This window comes from Escherichia sp. E2562, assembly GCF_005781075.1.
Taxonomy (GTDB): domain Bacteria; phylum Pseudomonadota; class Gammaproteobacteria; order Enterobacterales; family Enterobacteriaceae; genus Escherichia.
This window is the reverse complement of record NZ_VATM01000006.1, coordinates 34794-53062: the sequence shown is the minus strand read 5'-3', so window position 1 is coordinate 53062 and position 18269 is coordinate 34794. Positions and strand designations below refer to the sequence as shown.

Sequence of the window (18269 nt, the reverse complement as noted above, 5' to 3'; positions counted from 1 at the left end):
TTAATGAACATTTGGTACTGAATTGGTGTCTCGCCCATTGGCATTTCGTAGCCGTTGTAATGGATCCTGCTTATAAAATTGGCAGAAACGTTGCCACAGCGAGGGGAAGCGTGGCGCAAAAAGTTCCGGTGCACTAAAAAAGTATTCGGAAAGTACGGCAAAACATTCTGCAGGGTCACTGGCAGCATAAGCATCGATGCTGGAGGCATTTTCGCCCACTAACTCAATTTCTTCCTGAATGTTATCCATCGCCGCATGAAGATCGTGTTCCCATCCAGCGACTTCACGCAAAGAAATGAAGGGAACCCCACTGGCGCGATCGCCATTTCGTGTATCCAGCTTATGTGCAACTTCGTGGATAATCAGATTAAAGCCCGAGGCATCGAAAGAATCTTGTATATCGAGCCAGTTCAGCACGATTGGGCCTTGCTGCCAGCTTTGTCCTGATTGAACGATACGTTGATTATGCACCAACCCTATATCGTCTTCCCATTCATCGTCTACCACAAATGGCGCAGGGTAAATTAGCACTTCATGAAAACCATCCAACCATTCCAGTCCAAGCTCCAGAACAGGCAAGCAGAAAAGTAAGGCGATGCGACTACTTTTCAATGCATCAAGTTCAAATCCTTGCAGCGGGACCAGTCTTTTTTGCTGCAAAAAACGTTCGGCAAGAGTGACTAGTTTGCTTTGCTCCTGCTCTGTCAGACATGTCAAAAGAGGTATCGCCAGAGCTTCCTTCCATGGCAGCGTATCTTCATGATCTGTTTCTTGTACTTTCCAGGGCCACTTAATCATCGTTTTGCTCGCAAACTCGTCACTTGAACAAAATTGCACGGACAGGGACTGTTAAAATGCCAAATTTCCTGGCATCATGGCAACCATCTGAACGGAGAGATGCCGGAGCGGCTGAACGGACCGGTCTCGAAAACCGGAGTAGGGGCAACTCTACCGGGGGTTCAAATCCCCCTCTCTCCGCCAATCATTCAAGCAATTAGCTCGCCTGGTGTCAGTGACACAAATCCCATTAGGAAAATTCAAAAAAATCCATCAGAGAAAAATAGCATCAGCCGAGCGTGCGTTGCGGCTTTAGCATTCACATTTTTCTGTTCAACGCGGTTGTAATATGTAACTGCCCCTCCCGGCCCTTCATCCTCAGTTCCTGGCATAAAAACATTTGCAGATGCTTTCTGTCGCGGTAGTCTCATAAGGTTCGTTTATAGATCGACGGCAATGTGAGTTACCTTTTCCATACTAATTATAAAAAGACAGTACAAACAGGATCACTATGGACTCCACGCTCATCTCCACGCGTCCCGATGAAGGAACGCTTTCGTTAAGTCGCGCCCGACGCGCTGCGTTAGGCAGTTTCGCGGGTGCCGTCGTCGACTGGTATGATTTTTTACTCTATGGCATTACTGCCGCATTGGTGTTTAATCGCGAGTTTTTCCCGCAGGTAAGCCCGGCAATGGGAACGCTCGCTGCATTTGCTACCTTTGGTGTCGGTTTCCTTTTTCGTCCGCTCGGTGGTGTCATTTTCGGCCATTTCGGCGACCGACTGGGGCGTAAACGCATGTTGATGCTTACCGTCTGGATGATGGGCATCGCCACAGCATTGATCGGCATTCTCCCTTCGTTTTCAACTATTGGCTGGTGGGCTCCAATTTTGCTTGTGATGCTGCGAGCTATTCAGGGATTTGCTGTTGGCGGAGAATGGGGAGGCGCTGCGTTGCTGTCCGTTGAGAGCGCGCCAAAAAACAAAAAAGCCTTTTACAGTAGCGGCGTGCAGGTTGGTTACGGAGTAGGTCTACTCCTTTCAACCGGACTGGTTTCATTGATCAGTATGACGACAACTGACGAGCAATTTTTGAGCTGGGGTTGGCGCATTCCTTTCCTGTTTAGCATCGTACTGGTGCTGGGTGCATTGTGGGTGCGCAATGGCATGGAGGAGTCCGCTGAATTTGAACAACAGCAGCATAATCAAGCGGCGGTGCAAAAACGCATCCCGGTTATCGAAGCTCTGTTACGACATCCCGGTGCTTTCCTTAAGATTATTGCACTGCGACTGTGCGAGTTGCTGACGATGTATATCGTTACCGCCTTTGCACTTAACTATTCGACCCAGAATATGGGGCTGCCGCGCGAATTATTCCTCAATATTGGTTTGCTGGTGGGTGGATTAAGCTGCCTGACAATTCCCTGTTTTGCCTGGCTTGCCGATCGTTTTGGTCGCCGTAGGGTTTATATCAGCGGCGCAATAATCGGAACGTTAAGCGCATTTCCTTTTTTTATAGCGCTTGAGGCACAGTCCATTTTCTGGATCGTTTTCTTCTCCATTATGCTGGCGAACATTGCGCATGACATGGTGGTTTGCGTGCAACAGCCGATGTTCACCGAGATGTTTGGTGCCAGTTATCGCTACAGCGGCGCTGGCGTCGGATATCAGGTTGCCAGCGTGGTAGGCGGTGGATTTACACCTTTTATTGCTGCTGCTCTGATTACTTATTTTGCAGGAGACTGGCATAGCGTCGCCATTTATTTGCTGGCAGGCTGCCTGATTTCCGCAATAACTGCGTTGTTAATGAAAGACAATCAACACGCTTGATAGCCTGGCGAAGATCGTCCGATCTTCGCCTTACACTTTTGTTTCACATTCCTGTGACATACTATCGGAAATGCGGTAATTGTATGGAACAGGAGAGACGTATGAATAATAAGGGCTCCGGTCTGACCCCAGCTCAGGCACTGGATAAACTTGACGCGCTGTATGAAAAATCTGTAGTCGCTTTACGCAACGCCATTGGCAGATATATTAAAAGTGGCGAACTGCCTGATGAAAACGCCCGAAAACACGGTCTTTTTGTCTATCCATCGCTGACCGTGACCTGGGACGGTAGCGCAACAAACCCTCCCAAAACACGCGCGTTTGGTCGTTTTACTCACGCTGGCAGCTACACGACCACCATCACCCGCCCTGCTCTCTTTCGTTCATATCTTAATGAACAATTAACTCTGCTGTACCAGGATTATGGTGCACATATTTCCGTGCAACCGTCAGAGCATGAAATTCCTTATCCCTATGTCATCGACGGCTCAGAGCTGACGCTTGATCGCTCAATGAGCGCCGGATTAACTCGTTATTTCCCGACAACCGAACTGGCACAAATTGGCGATGAAACGGCAGACGGCATTTATCATCCAACGGAATTCTCCCCGCTATCGCATTTTGATGCACGCCGGGTAGATTTTTCCCTAGCACGGTTACGCCATTATACGGGTACGCCAGTCGAACATTTTCAGCCGTTCGTCTTGTTTACCAACTACACACGTTATGTGGATGAATTCGTTCGTTGGGGGTGCAGCCAGATCCTTGATCCTCATAGCCCCTACATTGCCCTTTCTTGTGCTGGCGGGAACTGGATCACCGCTGAAACCGAAGCACCGGAAGAAGCAATTTCCGACCTCGCATGGAAAAAACACCAGATGCCCGCATGGCATTTAATCACTACCGATGGTCAGGGTATTACTCTGGTTAATATTGGCGTGGGGCCGTCAAATGCCAAAACTATCTGCGATCATCTGGCGGTGCTGCGCCCGGATGTCTGGTTGATGATTGGTCACTGCGGAGGATTACGTGAAAGCCAGGCTATTGGAGATTACGTACTTGCGCATGCTTATTTACGCGATGACCACGTGCTTGATGCGGTTCTGCCTCCCGATATTCCTATTCCGAGCATTGCTGAAGTACAACGTGCACTTTATGACGCCACCAAACTCGTCAGCGGCAGGCCGGGTGAGGAAGTTAAACAGCGGCTACGCACTGGAACTGTAGTAACCACTGATGACAGGAACTGGGAGCTACGCTACTCAGCTTCTGCACTGCGTTTTAATTTAAGTCGGGCCGTGGCAATTGATATGGAAAGTGCCACCATTGCAGCACAAGGATATCGTTTCCGCGTACCATACGGGACGCTACTGTGTGTTTCAGATAAACCGTTGCATGGTGAGATTAAACTTCCCGGTCAGGCTAACCGTTTTTATGAAGGCGCTATTTCCGAGCACCTGCAAATTGGCATTCGGGCGATAGACTTGCTGCGCGCAGAAGGCGACCGACTGCATTCGCGTAAACTGCGGACCTTTAATGAACCACCGTTCCGATAATGAGTTCAGATCCTTTGCGTCAGGAAAAGATGTGAAGGATTTGATTAAGTAACAAAGTAAAAAGCCCGCTATAAAAGCGGGCTTTTCAGAAATTTGGCTCCTCTGACTGGACTCGAACCAGTGACATACGGATTAACAGTCCGCCGTTCTACCGACTGAACTACAGAGGAATCGCGAGAACGGGGCGAATATTAACGATGCCCATCCACAATGTCAAAGCCTGTTTTTTAATTTTGAATTCGTTTGCTGAAATAATCTGCGCTTTGTCGTTTATTCCGACACATCTGGCTTTTTTTCATACTATTTATGCTCAGGACGAGGGTATTTCCATAGCCATCGCCCTGTCACCATTCGCCAGTAAAACAGCACCGCCCGCACGGCCCAGTCGGCAAACATCCCCATCCAGACGCCAACCACACCCCAGCCAAGCATGATTCCCAGCACATAACCGACTATCACCCGGCATCCCCACATGCTCAGCATAGAAACCCACATGGCGTAGCGAGCATCTCGAGCACCTTTAAAACCAGCAGGTAGTACCCAGGAGGCGGACCAAATCGGCATAAATAAAGCATTCAACCAAATCAGAATCACAACGACATGTTTAACCTGCGGATCCTGGGTATAAAACGACGCCATAATCCCGGCAAAGGGGGCGGTTAACCAGGCTATTGCCGTTAATCCAATAGTGGACAGCCAGAAAACATGCCTCAATTGAATTTCTGCTTGTGCTATCTGCCCTACCCCCAACCTTCGACCCGTAATGATTGTAGAAGCAGATCCAAGTGCACTTCCTGGTAAATTGATAAGAGCTGCAATCGAAAAAGCGATAAAATTCCCGGCAATAACACTCGTCCCCATCCCGGCAACGAACATTTGTGTTAATAACCGGCCACTGGTAAATAATACGGATTCCACACTTGCAGGAATACCAATCCCCATGACTTCCCAGATAATGCTGAAATTCAATAGCTTAAAATAGCTTTTTAACGAGATCCGTAGCGCAGGATTAAAACCAATCGCCAGAACCCACAAAATGGCGACTGCGCCAATATAACGGGAAATAGTTAATCCCAGTCCTGCCCCGACAAACCCTAACCCCTGCCAGGAGAAAAGACCGTAAATCAATATGCCGCTAATGATGATATTAAGGATATTCAAACTACCATTTATAAGAAGCGGTATTTTCGTATTCCCTGCGCCGCGAAGTGCTCCGCTGCCAATCAAGGTAATTGCCGCCGCAGGATAACTGATGACTGTCAGCTCCAGATAAGTCAGCGCCAGTGCTTTTACCTCCGGTGTGGCCTCACCTGCAACAAAATCGATAATTTGCTCACCAAAATGATGAATAAGCGCTGCCAACAGTACGGCAAACAATGTCATGATCACTAATGACTGCCGTGTCGCTACCCTCGCTCGCCGTCGATCACGCTTACCGAGACTAAATGCCACAACGACTGTAGTACCAAGGTCGATAGCTGCAAAAAAAGCCATAATGACCATATTAAAACTGTCCGCCAATCCAACGCCTGCCATCGCATCTTTTCCCAGCCAACTGACCAGAAACGTGCTCAGTACGCCCATCAACAGGACACAGGCATTCTCCATAAAGATAGGAACAGCAAGCGGGGTTATCTCACGCCAGAACAACACCTTGTAGCTCTTACGTTTTGCGTGCCAGCGAGTGCCGTGAACAAACTGGCGTAAAGCTGAGGAGATATTCAAAACTGACCTTAATTGCAGAAAGTGAAACCACATTTCAAATAATGAGGGAGAATCAGCAAAGCTGCAAAGATTTTCGCCAGCAAATTGTCTGCAAATGCAACAAACTGTTGATAGAAACGGCAAACGGTTGAGAAATTTAAAAATCAGGTTTGACAAAAGATTTTTCGCCGTTAAGATGTGCCTCAACAGCGATTCCTCTGTAGTTCAGTCGGTAGAACGGCGGACTGTTAATCCGTATGTCACTGGTTCGAGTCCAGTCAGAGGAGCCAAATTTCTGAAAAGCCCGCTTTATAGCGGGCTTTTTGCTATATCTGATAATCAATTTCCTCTTCACTATTTTCCATCACCTGTCGCTTAATATCCTCAACCGACAGTCCTGCATTGCACAGTTCCAGAAAACGCCAGACATAGTTACGCTGTAATTGTCCTCGTTTTAGTCCCAACCAGACGGTATTAGCATCGAAAAGATGGCGCGTTTCCAGACGGATTAAATTCTCTTCCTCTTGTTCGCCACTGGATTGTTCGGCGACCAATCCAATCCCCAGGCCAAGGGCTACGTAGGTTTTGATAACATCAGAGTCCTGCGCACTCAATACAATATCTGCCAGCAAACCTTTGCGGACAAATGCGTCATCAATCCGCGAGCGACCAGTAATCCCCTGTCGGTAAGTGATCAACGGCCACTTCGCTATTGATTCCAGCGTCAATGGCGTAATTTTTGTTAAGGGATGATTATCTGGAACGAGCAAACTATGATGCCAACGAAACCATGGGAAGGCGACGAGTTGCGGATCATTGCTCAGACGCTCACTGGCGATGCCAATATCGGCCCCGCCATTTTGCAGCAACGTCGCAATTTCCTGTGGTGTTCCCTGGATAAGCTCAAGCCGCACTTCCGGGAAAAGTTCGCGAAAGGCTTTAATGACCTTTGGCAAGCTGTAGCGTGCCTGAGTATGCGTCGTTGCGATAGTGAGAACGCCAGATGTATTGTTGGTAAAGAGATCGGCAAGTCGACGAACATTACTGGCTTCATTCAGAATGCGTTCTGCAATTACCAGCAATGCTTTGCCCGGTTCAGTCATACCAAGCAGTCGTTTTCCCCGACGAACGAATATTTCTATACCAAGCTCATCCTCCAGCTCTCGAATATGACGGCTGACACCTGACTGTGAGGTAAAAAGCATATTCGCAACCTCTGTCAGGTTGTAATCCTGACGTGCAGCCTCGCGGATTATCTTTAGTTGTTGGAAATTCACGGTAAACTCCGGGCAGATCAGACATTCCGCTATTGTTAAAGTCTAACGCCCGGCATAACAAATAATAAAAACCCGCATCTTATTCCATCCAGATATAACGTTTAGCTAACCAATTGCCATTGTCTTTTTTCCATGACTGGAGGAGTGATCACTGACAATAACAGCTCTTTCACTGCTTGTGCCTGTGGCGACAGTTTTGCTCTGGCAGGTAAATTTAATGACAAAGAGAGACTCATTGACGGTGTGGTAATACGTGACATCCATCCGTTAACTGCGTCACATAACGAGCGCGCGGCTGATTCTGGTAACACTGCAACCCCCATGCCGCTGGCAATCGCTGCGGTAAGCGTGGCGATAGACTCAATTTCACCGATGACTTTTGCCGTGAGTCGCCGTAAAGAAAAAGCCTCATCAACGCGGAGTCTTACGGCACTGTAATCGCTGGGAAGAAAGAGATTCATTTGCGCTATAGCATTAACATCAACGCTTTGCCCTGGAAAATCCTGTGTTCCGACAAGAAAAAGATCTTCTTTTAACAAAGCCTGGCTGGATACACCTGCCACAGGGGAATGCTCGTAAATTATCGCCATATCAAGCTGGCTATTTATAAGTTTATCATTAAGAACAGCGCCGCTGTTTTCATGTAGATAGATAATCACTTCCGGAAATTCAGCACGTACCGCCTGTAATAAGGGCATGGTGATAGACGACGCGGCGGTTCCTGGCGCAAAGCCAATTGAGACTTGACCCGATAATGTCTGACCTACGTTATGAACTGCCAGTTGGGCCTGTTCACACTGACGTAAAATTGCCCGCGCATGGGTATAGAGAATTTTTCCGGCATCTGTTGGAGTAACGCCACGTTTAGTGCGAATCAAAAGTTGTTGATCCAGCTCGCCTTCCAGTGTGGCGACCTGCTGACTGAGCGCAGGCTGCGCGATATGTAACACTTCAGCAGCCTGGGTCAGGCTACCAATGTCTACAATTTTTACGAAGTATTTCAGGCGTCTGAAGTTCATGTTGCCTCCGGTTTTTAAAAATCGGCCCAAGTGCCGGTATTACTCACAACCAGATTGCAAGATGCTTGCCAGTTTAAATTTAGCGCTAATGCGAAAGCTAATCGCCTGTCAAATAAGAGATTATGATTGTTTTGTCCTTTCGTCCGGGTTACAGAACGAGCGTTCATTGCCCCATAAAAGGATGGCATGCACTACAATGGAACATTACAAAAATGATTGAATGTTCATCGCTTTGTCGAAATTGCCAGCAAACGAACAAAAAAATGCATTTCCCCCTTTGACATCGCGGAACGCTGCCATTAATATGCGCCCCGTTCACACGATTCCTCTGTAGTTCAGTCGGTAGAACGGCGGACTGTTAATCCGTATGTCACTGGTTCGAGTCCAGTCAGAGGAGCCAAATTCAAAAAAGCCTGCTTTCAAGCAGGCTTTTTGCTTTCTACGTAACAACTATTTTAAAACATCTGCCTCGCCCCAGAATTAACTTGCACAGGCATTCCCGATCGACGCTGCAAAGCTGCGTTTGCGCGATTTACATCAACTTCTTGTCCATTGATAAATGCCTGCAATGAAGGCGTTACCGGCAATGGCACTTTTCTGTCGGACTCATATTCCGCCCGATTACGCGATAACGGTTCATGAACTTCCAGCCACTTTGAGCCATCCAGTTCCGTTGTGTATTTCACCGGCTGATCGATAATTTGCACGCGCGTCCCGACTGGAACATTATCGAACAAATACTTTATGTCATCATTGCGCAGACGAATACAACCCTGACTCACCCGTAAGCCAATGCCAAAATTGGCATTGGTACCGTGGATGGCATAAAGCCGACCAATATAGATGGCATAAAGCCCCATAGGATTATCGGGTCCAGCTGGGACAAATGCGGGCAGGCTCTCCCCTCGTTTTGCATATTCACGGCGAGTATTAGGGGTCGGTGTCCAGGTTGGTGCTTCTTGTTTGCGTTCAACGGCCGTCACCCAATTGCGCGGCGTTTCACGCCCGGCCTGACCAATGCCGATAGGAAACACTTCCACAGTATTACTGTCTGGCGGGTAGTAATAAAGACGCATCTCAGCGACGTTAACCACAATCCCCTTGCGTACAGTGGCAGGCAGAATCAGTTGCTGCGGAATGGTGAGTTGCGAACCAGACTTTGGTAAGAAAACGTCAGCCCCTGGATTCGCCTCCAGCATATTACTCAGACCTTGCCCATACTGTGCAGCAAAGGTTTCCAGCGGCTGGGTATTGTGATCAGGAACCGTTATTGTCAGTGGTTGCCCGACTAAACGGCTACCCTCTGGAGGGAGTGGATAAGTTACCGCCAGACTATTATGGCTGGCAAAAAGCAGAACAAATGAACAAAGAATATTTACACGACGCATCATGTCCCTTTCCTAAGTCGCGAAAGCTATCCGATAATTATAGCTTTTATCTGACTTTTCGTTTTTAACTGTTCAATTCAGAAGTCGTCTTCCACGGTAGAACAATATTACTGGCGGCAAGTTCTCCCATGTTGCTGTATATCGCGCAGGCGGCTTCGATGATGGGCATCGCCAGCGCTGCGCCACTCCCCTCACCTAAACGCATTTCCATATTGAGATAAGGCTCCAGCCCCAAATGTGACAGCGCTATACGCGCCCCTTTTTCTGCCGACAGGTGAGAAGGAATGAGATACGGTTTGATTGCAGGACACATCCGGCAGGCGGCAAGTGCAGCGGCGTAAGAAAGAAATCCATCCAGCAACACGGGTAAACCGCAGGAAGCGGCACCTAACATTACGCCAGCCATTCCGACCAAATCAAACCCACCGACTTTGGCCAGCACATCAATACCATCCAGTGGATTCGGTTGATTCAATGTTATTGCCCGACGAACAACATCAACTTTATGCGCCAGTTTATCTGTCGGCAGGTTTGCGCCAATACCGACCACTTCTTCAGGATCGCGTCCAGTAATCGCACTGACTATCGCCGCTGCCGGTGTGGTATTTGCCATCCCCAGTTCACCCACACCAAACAGCGTGACGCCATTTCTCGCTAACTCGCGCGTATATTGTATGACGTCCAAAAGCAACTCTTCAGCCTGACAGGGGCTCATTGCCGGACCCGAGGCAATATTACCGCTACCTCGTGCGACACGCATGTTAATAAGCCCTGGGATAGGCTCAACGGTATCAATCCCAACATCAATCACGTGAACTTTAGCGCCCGCTTGTGCTGCCAGCACACACACACCAGTTGTTCCACGTGTCATATTTTCAGCCTGGATGGCTGTCACTGCTTTCGGAGAAATAGCGACACCTTCATCCCAGACGCCATGATCGGCACACATAACCAGCACTGCTTTTTGGCCCACATGAGGCACACCATTCAGTCCCGGCATTCCTGCCAGTTGTACGGCAAGCGCCTCCAGTCTTCCCAGACTACCGACAGGTTTGAGTAACCCATCAATATACCGTTGGGTACGCGACATAGCGGCAGGATCGATGGCAGGGATCGTATTCAATAATTCGGCGAGTGTTTGCATGTAGCGTCTCTTCGGTAATCAGTCTTATAGCAGTGCCAGCAGGAAGACCAGTTCACCAAGTTCTATGGCTGCTCCTAGCGTATCGCCGGTTTGCCCGCCCAGAGTCCGTTTGAGAAGCTGGCCGAGGACGAAAATCGCCACCATCGTCACCACCATAGCAGCCACACCATGCATACCCGGCAATAATACGGCAGCAAAAATAGCGGCTAAACCGAGGGTGACACAGGTTTGTCGCCCGTCAATTTTGCCAATGAACACATTACCAAGCCCTTCTTCCCGGGCATAACAATGACGATACATCAACAATGCGGCAGTCCCACGGCTAACCGCACATGCAGCCGCCAGCGATGCAAGGATCGGTTCGCCACGCAGTGCCAACTCGCTTAGCACCAGAATCTTTGCCAGAACCACAAAAATCAGCGCCAGACCACCGTGAGTACCCAAACGGCTATCACGCATGATTTCCAACATGCGATCGCGGCTACGTGCAGAAAATACGCCATCACAGGTATCTGCGAGGCCGTCCAGGTGGAATCCCCCTGTCATCAGCGCCAGCACCAGCACGCTAAACAGAGCCGCCAGCGGTATGCCACACCATGCCTGCAACGCCATGAAGACCACTCCACTAATGGCGCCAAGCAATAAACCAATTAAGGGAAAAGCAATGATACCGCGAGAATAATGCTCGAAATCCAGCCCCTGGGACCAACGACGCGGTACAGGCAGACGCGTAATAAAAGAGAGCATCGCCCAAAATAATTTACTCATTTGATTTTTACTCCAATACCCGAAACCACCAGCCATACTTCATCTGCCGCAGCGGCCAGCTGCTGATTTACCCGCCCGGCAATATCACGAAAATGTCGCGCCAGACGATTCTCCGGCACAATCCCCATGCCCACTTCATTGGTCACTAATACGACCTTTGCAGTACAACGTTGACAGGCGGCAATCAACGACTGAATCTCACCGTTAATCGCCTGCTCCATCGCGTCATAATCCCATTTTTCAGGATCTTTATCGCCGCCATATTCAAACAAAAGATTAGTCACCATTGTTGTAATGCATTCCAGCAACACGGCAGCCTGCGGGTTAATGTCTGCGTTAATTAACTCATCAAGATTTTGCCAGCGTTCCACCGTGTGCCAGTGCGCCGGGCGGCCTTGCCGATGGTGTTCAATCCGTGCGGCCATCTCATCATCAAAAATTTGCGAAGTAGCGATATACAGGACCTGTGGAGTGTCCCCAATAAGCGCCTCGGCGTGCCGGCTCTTCCCGCTCCGTGCGCCCCCCGTCACCAAAATCATCATACGGACTCCCGGTTCAATTGTATGATGGTATTCATTGACCAGAGCAATGGATGTTCCACTGTTACTGACCGTAATAACATTTCTTCGATTAATACTGCGCGTATTAAAAATAAAAATCCAGCATTCTCAATCCATTACGAATGGGGGAGGCATTGTGAAATAGCCCAATTCCCCTGCGTTAACGACCGACAAAATGTGTCATTAGCAACGGTTTCTCTGAATTGACACATTTCATTCAGATAATGGATTAACGCTACAGCCCCACCAGCCGTGCCATTCAGCAAACGAGTATTGTGCTCTGCTATTAAGATTACCGTCACGCCATCAGGCAGAGGGAGCCTTTCTGGGATGAGTGTCCCGCTTTCAGCAATCAATAACAGCACTGAATAATCGCTATACGCATCTGATAATGATTGTTCTGGCCCACCGTTAAAAGGCAGGAAACCTTGCTGCCAATCCTCACCGACAAAACAGGTAATAGGCAACATTTCAGCCAGATGTTTAGCGAGTTCAATATCGCCAGATGAGAGGCAAAAAAGAGCTATCGATTCAGGTTTTATCGTTTTCATGACCACCACCCTCCGCTTAGTTTCCTGTAATAACGGTCAGGTTGATATGCCACAAAAAAAGATTGCCACACCATAAGTGCAGCCCTGGTGCCTGTCGACACGACGATGAATGAAATAAATGCTGCCGCCATCCCCTGATCCTTTCAGGGTGGTAGGGGTATAAAGACGCGCCAGTGCTCAACCGGGCGCTTCCAGACAACCCACTTCCCACCGAAGTTGTTGGTATTAACTGACAGGCTGGTCTTCTGGCTTAGCGTCATCCTCCCCCGACCTTCCCGATCTCACGATCAGTGGCATTTTCGGGGTTGTCAGCATTACAGCAGCGGGGGCTGCGAGGGATTTCCACCCTCTTCCCAGGCACAAATGTGCCAAACATGTCAGCGTATGTTATGAGCTGATTTCAATTTTCCCATAACACGTAAATGAATTATTACTGCCAGAGTATATTTAATCATCCCTCATTTTTTACATTGAATTTATGCCGTTTCCGCAGCCGTATTTTCGCTAATTTGCTGACGGAAAACCTGCGGCGTTACCTGATAGGTCTGTCGAAAAACTTTGCAAAAATAACTGGTTTGAGAGAAGCCTAAATTACGCGCAATGCTGGCGATGCTCCAGTCACTATGGCACAGCAACTCACGGGCGCTGGCCATGCGTTGTTGGTTTACCCATGCATTAAAACCAATCCCATGATATTTCTTAAACAATTTACTGAAATAATAAGGGCTTAGATAAACATGCGAGGCAACATCCTCCAGGCGTAAATCGTCTGATAAATGCGCATCAATATAGCGCAATGCTTTTTTCATTTTATTATCGTGGGGATTAGACGCACGGGTCTGACGAACTGAATCCGAATGAGGTTTATTCTCTTTAATAACGACAAAATTGAGTTGCTTTTTGAGGCAATTTTCCACAATCAACTTCAACAAATCAGCAGAGGCCATAACTCGCGAGTAATCCATCTCCGGGACTTTGCGAAATTCATTAAGTAATTCGGGATCTGCTTGCCAACGATCATCGACATTCAGAATATCGATCAAATCGACATCACCATTACGCAGGCGGACTTGTCCACACAACACAAAGCCGACTAAATGCCCGGCAATCACCAAAGGAATAGAGAAATCGGTTAATCCTGCATGGCAACGGTAAATACAAGGTTGATCGGATTTAGAAGCTTCCAGGCCTCCACAACGATCGCTCATGCGGCAGCGAGTGCTAAGCTGTGGGTGTTGCCGCATCATCTGACAAAACGGGGTGAAGTTAAAAAGTTCGGAAATTTCATCACCGTGGATATTGACCACGACAACCGCAAGGCTGGTCGCCTGCGCAAAATCCTGCGCGATTTTATTAATGAGTTCTGAATTAAGTGTCGCCGCAGAAATCATGATAAAACCTCCCAGTTAATTTATTGTTATTGTAAAAAACAATTGTTTTACATTTAATCTTCACATCATCCCTGATGATTTACTGACGAGAAGCACAAAGGACAATAACAAAAGCCTCCATGAAGCGGGAGACTTTTTAATAAGTTCGGAAAGCAGATCACAAACAGTAAAAAAATAAACGTTTATAACCGCCAGGTTATTTCGCTATTCGCGGATATCTTTAGGCGTAACACTATTGACAGGTAAATTTTGTGCAATGAGAAAGCGATAAATCGCCGCACCAACGCAGGCACCAATGACCGGGGCAATAATGGGTACAATGAAATAAGGAATATTGCGTCCGCCAGTCATCGCTATTTCTCCCCAACCCGCAAGCCAGGTGAAAATTTTTGGCCCAAAATCACGCGCTGGATTCATGGCAAAACCGGTTAATGGTCCAGTAGAAGCACCAATAACAGCAACCAGAATACCAATCAGTAAAGGTGCAAGAGGCCCCTTCGGTACACCGTTGCCGTCATCGGTCAACGCCATAATCAATCCCATCAACATAGACGTGATGACTATTTCAACCAGTGCCGCCTGCCATACATTTATTGCCGCTGCCGGGTAAGTACTGAAGATACTGGCGAGTTGTAAACTTTCTGCACTTCCACGAACCATATTGTGGGCAGATTCAAAATCGGTAAACAAATTGCTGTATAAAAAATATGCCAGAACCGCACCACCAAAGGCACCCGCTAATTGCGCCACACAAAATGGCAGCACTTTACGGCCAGGAAAAGCGGCGAACAACCATAGAGCAATCGTAACCGCTGGGTTGAGATGAGCGCCGGAAATTCCTGCCGTAAGATAAACAGCAAGTGAAATACCTAACCCCCAAATAATACAAATCTCCCACAGCCCCAGACTTGCCCCAGCAAGTTTGAGGGCACACAAACAACCAATGCCAAAAAAGAGGAACAGTCCGGTGCCCAAAAACTCGGCAACGCATTGCGCCTTGAGTGAATCATTCATAGTGACACCTTTTTTACAAAGTTTTTCTTTATCAGCCAACAGAATTGCTGATTGTTGTGTATATCGAGGGCAACTATAAAAATTGCTCTGCGGAAAATATTGCCAACATGCATGACAGACTCGTGGAAAAATCGTGCTGACATAGCAAATTATTGTCATTGCCTAAGCATGCAACACAGCGTTAATCAGTGTTGAAAGTAATAATTACCGCCAAACTTTCACAATAAAAAATTGTCATCATGACATAATAAAATTTAAACAAATATCACAGTTCCCTTCCGCGAACCAAACCCAACGAAATATTATTCGCGATTAACCCGCTCAGCCAACGCAATTAATTCACATTGAAACACCCACAAAACAACCAATAAATTAATAACATATAGTTTATAAAAGCAATTTTATAATATTTGTCCTCTATTTATTTTTCTCATTGGCCGATTAAGTCAGCCATTCTTTTTCCTCGCTTTTTTTTATAGTCATATCGTCAAAAAATCCAGGCGAGGTCTTTATGCAACAAGAAGCGTTAGGAATGGTAGAAACCAAAGGCTTAACTGCCGCCATAGAGGCCGCAGACGCCATGGTGAAGTCGGCAAATGTATTGCTGGTTGGCTACGAAAAAATAGGTTCCGGGCTGGTGACCGTCATCGTTCGTGGTGATGTCGGGGCTGTAAAAGCGGCAACAGACGCAGGTGCCGCCGCCGCGCGTAACGTCGGTGAAGTAAAAGCCGTACACGTTATTCCCCGCCCACATACCGATGTCGAAAAAATCTTACCAAAGGGAATTAACCCATGAGTAGCAATGAACTGGTCGAACAGATCATGGCGCAGGTCATCGCTCGCGTAGCGACGCCAGAGCATGAGGTTCTCCCGGAAACCACTCATCAAACACGAGAGACGGCTATGGCAGAAAAAAGCTGCACGTTAACGGAATTTGTTGGCACCGCTATTGGCGACACTGTAGGTCTGGTCATTGCGAACGTTGATAGCGCCCTGTTGGACGCGATGAAACTTGAAAAACGCTATCGCTCCATTGGCATTCTGGGTGCACGTATTGGCGCAGGTCCACACATTATGGCCGCTGATGAAGCGGTAAAAGCTACGAACACTGAAGTTATTAGCATTGAACTTCCTCGCGATACCAAAGGCGGTGCCGGACACGGCTCATTAATCCTCTTAGGTGGCAACGATGTTTCCGACGTGAAACGCGGTATTGAAGTTGCCCTGAAAGAACTCGACCGGACCTTTGGTGATGTCTATGCCAACGAAGCCGGGCATCTTGAACTGCAATATACCGCCCGCGCCAGCTATGCACTGGAAAAAGCGTTTGGTGCACCACTGGGACGGGCTTGCGGCGTTATTGTTGGCGCTCCAGCCGCTGTGGGTGTTCTGATGGCCGACACCGCGCTGAAGTCCGCCAATGTGGACGTGGTGGCATACAGCTCGCCTGCTCATGGCACCAGCTACAGCAATGAAGTCATTCTGATTATCTCGGGTGACTCCGGCGCAGTCCGTCAGGCGGTCATCTCCGCACGCGAAATCGGTAAAACCGTACTTTCGACTCTCGGCGATACACCGAAAAACGATCGCCCTTCCTACATCTGAATTCCCTGAGGCTGATTCATGAGATCGAAAAGATTTGAAGCACTGGCCAAACGCCCAGTCAACCAGGACGGTTTCGTTAAAGAGTGGATTGAAGAAGGCTTCATTGCGATGGAAAGCCCGAACGATCCAAAACCGTCAATCAAAATTGTTAACGGCGTCGTCACCGAGCTGGATGGAAAACCCGCCAGCCAGTTTGACCTGATCGACCACTTTATCGCCCGTTACGGCATCAATCTCGCGCGCGCCGAAGAAGTCATCGCGATGGATTCGGTCAAACTTGCCAATATGCTGTGCGATCCAAATGTCAAACGTAGCGATATCGTTCCCCTTACCACAGCAATGACGCCCGCCAAAATCGTCGAAGTGGTTTCGCAGATGAACGTGGTAGAGATGATGATGGCGATGCAGAAAATGCGCGCCCGTCGAACACCATCACAACAGGCTCACGTCACTAACGTCAAAGATAACCCGGTACAAATTGCCGCTGACGCAGCTGAAGGCGCATGGCGCGGGTTTGATGAACAGGAAACCACCGTTGCCGTGGCTCGCTATGCGCCGTTCAACGCCATCGCTCTGCTGGTAGGTTCCCAGGTAGGGCGCCCGGGCGTCTTGACCCAGTGTTCACTGGAAGAAGCCACCGAACTGAAACTCGGTATGTTAGGCCACACCTGTTACGCCGAAACGATTTCTGTTTACGGCACGGAACCTGTTTTCACCGATGGCGATGATACCCCGTGGTCAAAAGGATTTCTCGCGTCATCTTATGCTTCTCGCGGCTTAAAAATGCGCTTTACTTCCGGCTCCGGCTCTGAAGTACAGATGGGTTACGCGGAAGGCAAATCAATGCTTTATCTCGAGGCTCGTTGCATTTACATCACCAAAGCCGCAGGCGTACAGGGGCTGCAGAATGGTTCCGTAAGCTGCATTGGTGTTCCATCAGCTGTGCCGTCAGGCATCCGCGCAGTGCTGGCGGAAAACCTAATTTGCTCATCGCTGGATCTGGAATGTGCCTCCAGTAATGACCAGACCTTTACCCACTCAGATATGCGCCGTACCGCGCGTTTCCTGATGCAGTTTCTGCCGGGTACTGACTTTATCTCTTCCGGTTTTTCCGCTGTGCCGAACTACGACAACATGTTTGCCGGTTCAAACGAAGACGCCGAAGACTTCGATGATTACAACGTCATTCAGCGTGACCTGAAGGTTGATGGAGGTCTGCGACCGGTGCGCGAAGAAGATGTTGTCGCTATCCGCAATAAAGCCGCACGCGCCTTACAGGCTGTCTTTGCCGGTATGGGATTACCCCTTATTACCGATGAAGAGGTCGAAGCGGCGACCTATGCCCACGGTTCGAAAGATATGCCAGAGCGCAACATCGTAGAAGACATTAAGTTCGCCCAGGAAATTATTAATAAAAACCGTAACAGCCTGGAAGTGGTGAAAGCCCTGGCGCAAGGCGGTTTTACCGATGTCGCTCAGGACATGCTCAACATGCAAAAAGCGAAACTGACCGGCGATTATCTCCATACCTCAGCCATTATCGTCGATGACGGACAAGTGCTGTCTGCGGTCAATGATGTCAATGATTACGCCGGACCGGCTACAGGTTACCGCCTGCAAGGGGAACGCTGGGAAGAGATCAAAAATATTCCCGGTGCACTTGATCCCAACGAAATTGACTAAGGGT

16 protein-coding genes, 4 tRNA genes and 1 riboswitch are annotated in these 18269 nt (G+C 48.5%); of the genes, 8 read left to right on the top strand and 12 right to left on the bottom strand.

Features of this window, described 5'->3' with window-relative positions; translation table 11 throughout:
* The gene (mtfA, locus tag FEK43_RS11770; protein WP_130259958.1) at nt 1-798 is read right to left on the bottom strand and encodes a DgsA anti-repressor MtfA; all 798 of its coding nucleotides are present in this window, start codon (nt 796-798) and stop codon (nt 1-3) included.
* Nucleotides 799-891: 93 nt separating this feature from the next.
* On the opposite strand from mtfA, the gene FEK43_RS11765 reads away from it, so the two are divergent.
* From FEK43_RS11765 to amn, 3 genes are all read left to right on the top strand, one after another.
* A tRNA-Ser gene (locus FEK43_RS11765) sits at nt 892-981 on the top strand.
* A 307-nt stretch (nt 982-1288) separates the two neighbouring features.
* Nucleotides 1289-2605, top strand: a complete 1317-nt coding sequence (gene shiA / locus FEK43_RS11760) for a shikimate transporter (protein ID WP_130259959.1) — start codon at nt 1289-1291, stop codon at nt 2603-2605.
* A 101-nt stretch (nt 2606-2706) separates the two neighbouring features.
* Nucleotides 2707-4161 (top strand): AMP nucleosidase, encoded by a 1455-nt coding sequence (gene amn, locus FEK43_RS11755; protein ID WP_135407118.1) that lies wholly within the window; start codon nt 2707-2709, stop codon nt 4159-4161.
* A 94-nt stretch (nt 4162-4255) separates the two neighbouring features.
* Here amn and FEK43_RS11750 read toward each other — a convergent pair.
* Nucleotides 4256-4331: transfer RNA gene (locus FEK43_RS11750), tRNA-Asn, on the bottom strand.
* A gap of 130 nt (nt 4332-4461) precedes the next feature.
* Nucleotides 4462-5919 (bottom strand): toxic metabolite efflux MATE transporter YeeO, encoded by a 1458-nt coding sequence (gene yeeO / locus FEK43_RS11745; protein WP_286364556.1) that lies wholly within the window; start codon nt 5917-5919, stop codon nt 4462-4464.
* 160 nt (nt 5920-6079) lie between these two features.
* Here yeeO and FEK43_RS11740 point away from each other — a divergent pair.
* Nucleotides 6080-6155, top strand: a tRNA-Asn gene (locus FEK43_RS11740).
* 36 nt (nt 6156-6191) lie between these two features.
* Here the strand turns inward: FEK43_RS11740 and cbl are convergent.
* Both cbl and nac read right to left on the bottom strand, forming a co-directional pair.
* On the bottom strand, nt 6192-7142 hold the full coding sequence (gene cbl / locus FEK43_RS11735) for an HTH-type transcriptional regulator Cbl (RefSeq protein WP_130208637.1): 951 nt from the start codon (nt 7140-7142) through the stop codon (nt 6192-6194).
* A 101-nt stretch (nt 7143-7243) separates the two neighbouring features.
* Complete coding sequence (nac, locus tag FEK43_RS11730) at nt 7244-8161, bottom strand: nitrogen assimilation transcriptional regulator NAC (RefSeq protein ID WP_130208639.1); 918 nt, start codon at nt 8159-8161, stop codon at nt 7244-7246.
* A 324-nt stretch (nt 8162-8485) separates the two neighbouring features.
* Here nac and FEK43_RS11725 point away from each other — a divergent pair.
* Nucleotides 8486-8561, top strand: a tRNA-Asn gene (locus FEK43_RS11725).
* A gap of 55 nt (nt 8562-8616) precedes the next feature.
* Here the strand turns inward: FEK43_RS11725 and ldtA are convergent.
* The 7 genes from ldtA to pduF all read right to left on the bottom strand — a co-directional run bounded on the left by ldtA (nt 8617) and on the right by pduF (nt 14977).
* Nucleotides 8617-9552 (bottom strand): L,D-transpeptidase, encoded by a 936-nt coding sequence (gene ldtA, locus FEK43_RS11720; protein ID WP_130259961.1) that lies wholly within the window; start codon nt 9550-9552, stop codon nt 8617-8619.
* 61 nt (nt 9553-9613) lie between these two features.
* A complete protein-coding gene (gene cobT / locus FEK43_RS11715) occupies nt 9614-10693 on the bottom strand; it encodes a nicotinate-nucleotide--dimethylbenzimidazole phosphoribosyltransferase (protein ID WP_135407123.1) in 1080 nt (359 codons plus the stop codon).
* A gap of 24 nt (nt 10694-10717) precedes the next feature.
* A complete protein-coding gene (gene cobS / locus FEK43_RS11710; protein ID WP_135407126.1) occupies nt 10718-11461 on the bottom strand; it encodes an adenosylcobinamide-GDP ribazoletransferase in 744 nt (247 codons plus the stop codon).
* Nucleotides 11458-12003 (bottom strand): bifunctional adenosylcobinamide kinase/adenosylcobinamide-phosphate guanylyltransferase, encoded by a 546-nt coding sequence (gene cobU, locus FEK43_RS11705; protein WP_130222270.1) that lies wholly within the window; start codon nt 12001-12003, stop codon nt 11458-11460. Before cobU ends, cobS begins: the two co-directional genes overlap by 4 nt.
* A gap of 134 nt (nt 12004-12137) precedes the next feature.
* Nucleotides 12138-12572 (bottom strand): cobalamin biosynthesis protein, encoded by a 435-nt coding sequence (locus FEK43_RS11700; RefSeq protein WP_135407129.1) that lies wholly within the window; start codon nt 12570-12572, stop codon nt 12138-12140.
* A gap of 217 nt (nt 12573-12789) precedes the next feature.
* Nucleotides 12790-12965: riboswitch (cobalamin riboswitch) on the bottom strand.
* Nucleotides 12966-13048: 83 nt separating this feature from the next.
* Nucleotides 13049-13963, bottom strand: coding sequence for a regulatory protein PocR (pocR, locus tag FEK43_RS11695; RefSeq protein ID WP_135407131.1), 915 nt, complete (start codon nt 13961-13963; stop codon nt 13049-13051).
* 204 nt (nt 13964-14167) lie between these two features.
* Nucleotides 14168-14977 carry a propanediol diffusion facilitator PduF gene (gene pduF / locus FEK43_RS11690; protein WP_130257612.1) on the bottom strand — a complete coding sequence of 270 codons (810 nt, stop codon included), beginning with the start codon at nt 14975-14977 and terminating at the stop codon, nt 14168-14170.
* A gap of 511 nt (nt 14978-15488) precedes the next feature.
* On the opposite strand from pduF, the gene pduA reads away from it, so the two are divergent.
* The 3 genes from pduA to pduC are packed head-to-tail and all read left to right on the top strand — an operon-like array spanning nt 15489 to nt 18265.
* Nucleotides 15489-15773, top strand: coding sequence for a propanediol utilization microcompartment protein PduA (gene pduA, locus FEK43_RS11685; protein ID WP_001183614.1), 285 nt, complete (start codon nt 15489-15491; stop codon nt 15771-15773).
* On the top strand, nt 15770-16582 hold the full coding sequence (gene pduB, locus FEK43_RS11680; protein WP_064529394.1) for a propanediol utilization microcompartment protein PduB: 813 nt from the start codon (nt 15770-15772) through the stop codon (nt 16580-16582). The genes pduA and pduB overlap by 4 nt, the downstream gene beginning before the upstream one ends.
* Nucleotides 16583-16600: 18 nt before the next feature.
* A complete protein-coding gene (gene pduC / locus FEK43_RS11675; RefSeq protein WP_130259966.1) occupies nt 16601-18265 on the top strand; it encodes a propanediol dehydratase large subunit PduC in 1665 nt (554 codons plus the stop codon).
* Nucleotides 18266-18269 lie beyond the last annotated feature (4 nt).

Bases quoted from the DNA above. Each gene is read 5' to 3' on its own strand.
- nac (WP_130208639.1), bottom strand. From the start codon at position 8,161: ATGAACTTCAGACGCCTGAAATACTTCGTAAAAATTGTAGACATTGGT.
- yeeO (WP_286364556.1), bottom strand. From the start codon at position 5,919: ATGTGGTTTCACTTTCTGCAATTAAGGTCAGTTTTGAATATCTCCTCA.
- FEK43_RS11700 (WP_135407129.1), bottom strand. From the start codon at position 12,572: ATGAAAACGATAAAACCTGAATCGATAGCTCTTTTTTGCCTCTCATCT.
- mtfA (WP_130259958.1), bottom strand. From the start codon at position 798: ATGATTAAGTGGCCCTGGAAAGTACAAGAAACAGATCATGAAGATACG.
- shiA (WP_130259959.1), top strand. From the start codon at position 1,289: ATGGACTCCACGCTCATCTCCACGCGTCCCGATGAAGGAACGCTTTCG.
- pocR (WP_135407131.1), bottom strand. From the start codon at position 13,963: ATGATTTCTGCGGCGACACTTAATTCAGAACTCATTAATAAAATCGCG.
- cobU (WP_130222270.1), bottom strand. From the start codon at position 12,003: ATGATGATTTTGGTGACGGGGGGCGCACGGAGCGGGAAGAGCCGGCAC.
- pduA (WP_001183614.1), top strand. From the start codon at position 15,489: ATGCAACAAGAAGCGTTAGGAATGGTAGAAACCAAAGGCTTAACTGCC.
- amn (WP_135407118.1), top strand. From the start codon at position 2,707: ATGAATAATAAGGGCTCCGGTCTGACCCCAGCTCAGGCACTGGATAAA.
- pduC (WP_130259966.1), top strand. From the start codon at position 16,601: ATGAGATCGAAAAGATTTGAAGCACTGGCCAAACGCCCAGTCAACCAG.
- pduB (WP_064529394.1), top strand. From the start codon at position 15,770: ATGAGTAGCAATGAACTGGTCGAACAGATCATGGCGCAGGTCATCGCT.
- pduF (WP_130257612.1), bottom strand. From the start codon at position 14,977: ATGAATGATTCACTCAAGGCGCAATGCGTTGCCGAGTTTTTGGGCACC.
- ldtA (WP_130259961.1), bottom strand. From the start codon at position 9,552: ATGATGCGTCGTGTAAATATTCTTTGTTCATTTGTTCTGCTTTTTGCC.
- cobS (WP_135407126.1), bottom strand. From the start codon at position 11,461: ATGAGTAAATTATTTTGGGCGATGCTCTCTTTTATTACGCGTCTGCCT.
- cobT (WP_135407123.1), bottom strand. From the start codon at position 10,693: ATGCAAACACTCGCCGAATTATTGAATACGATCCCTGCCATCGATCCT.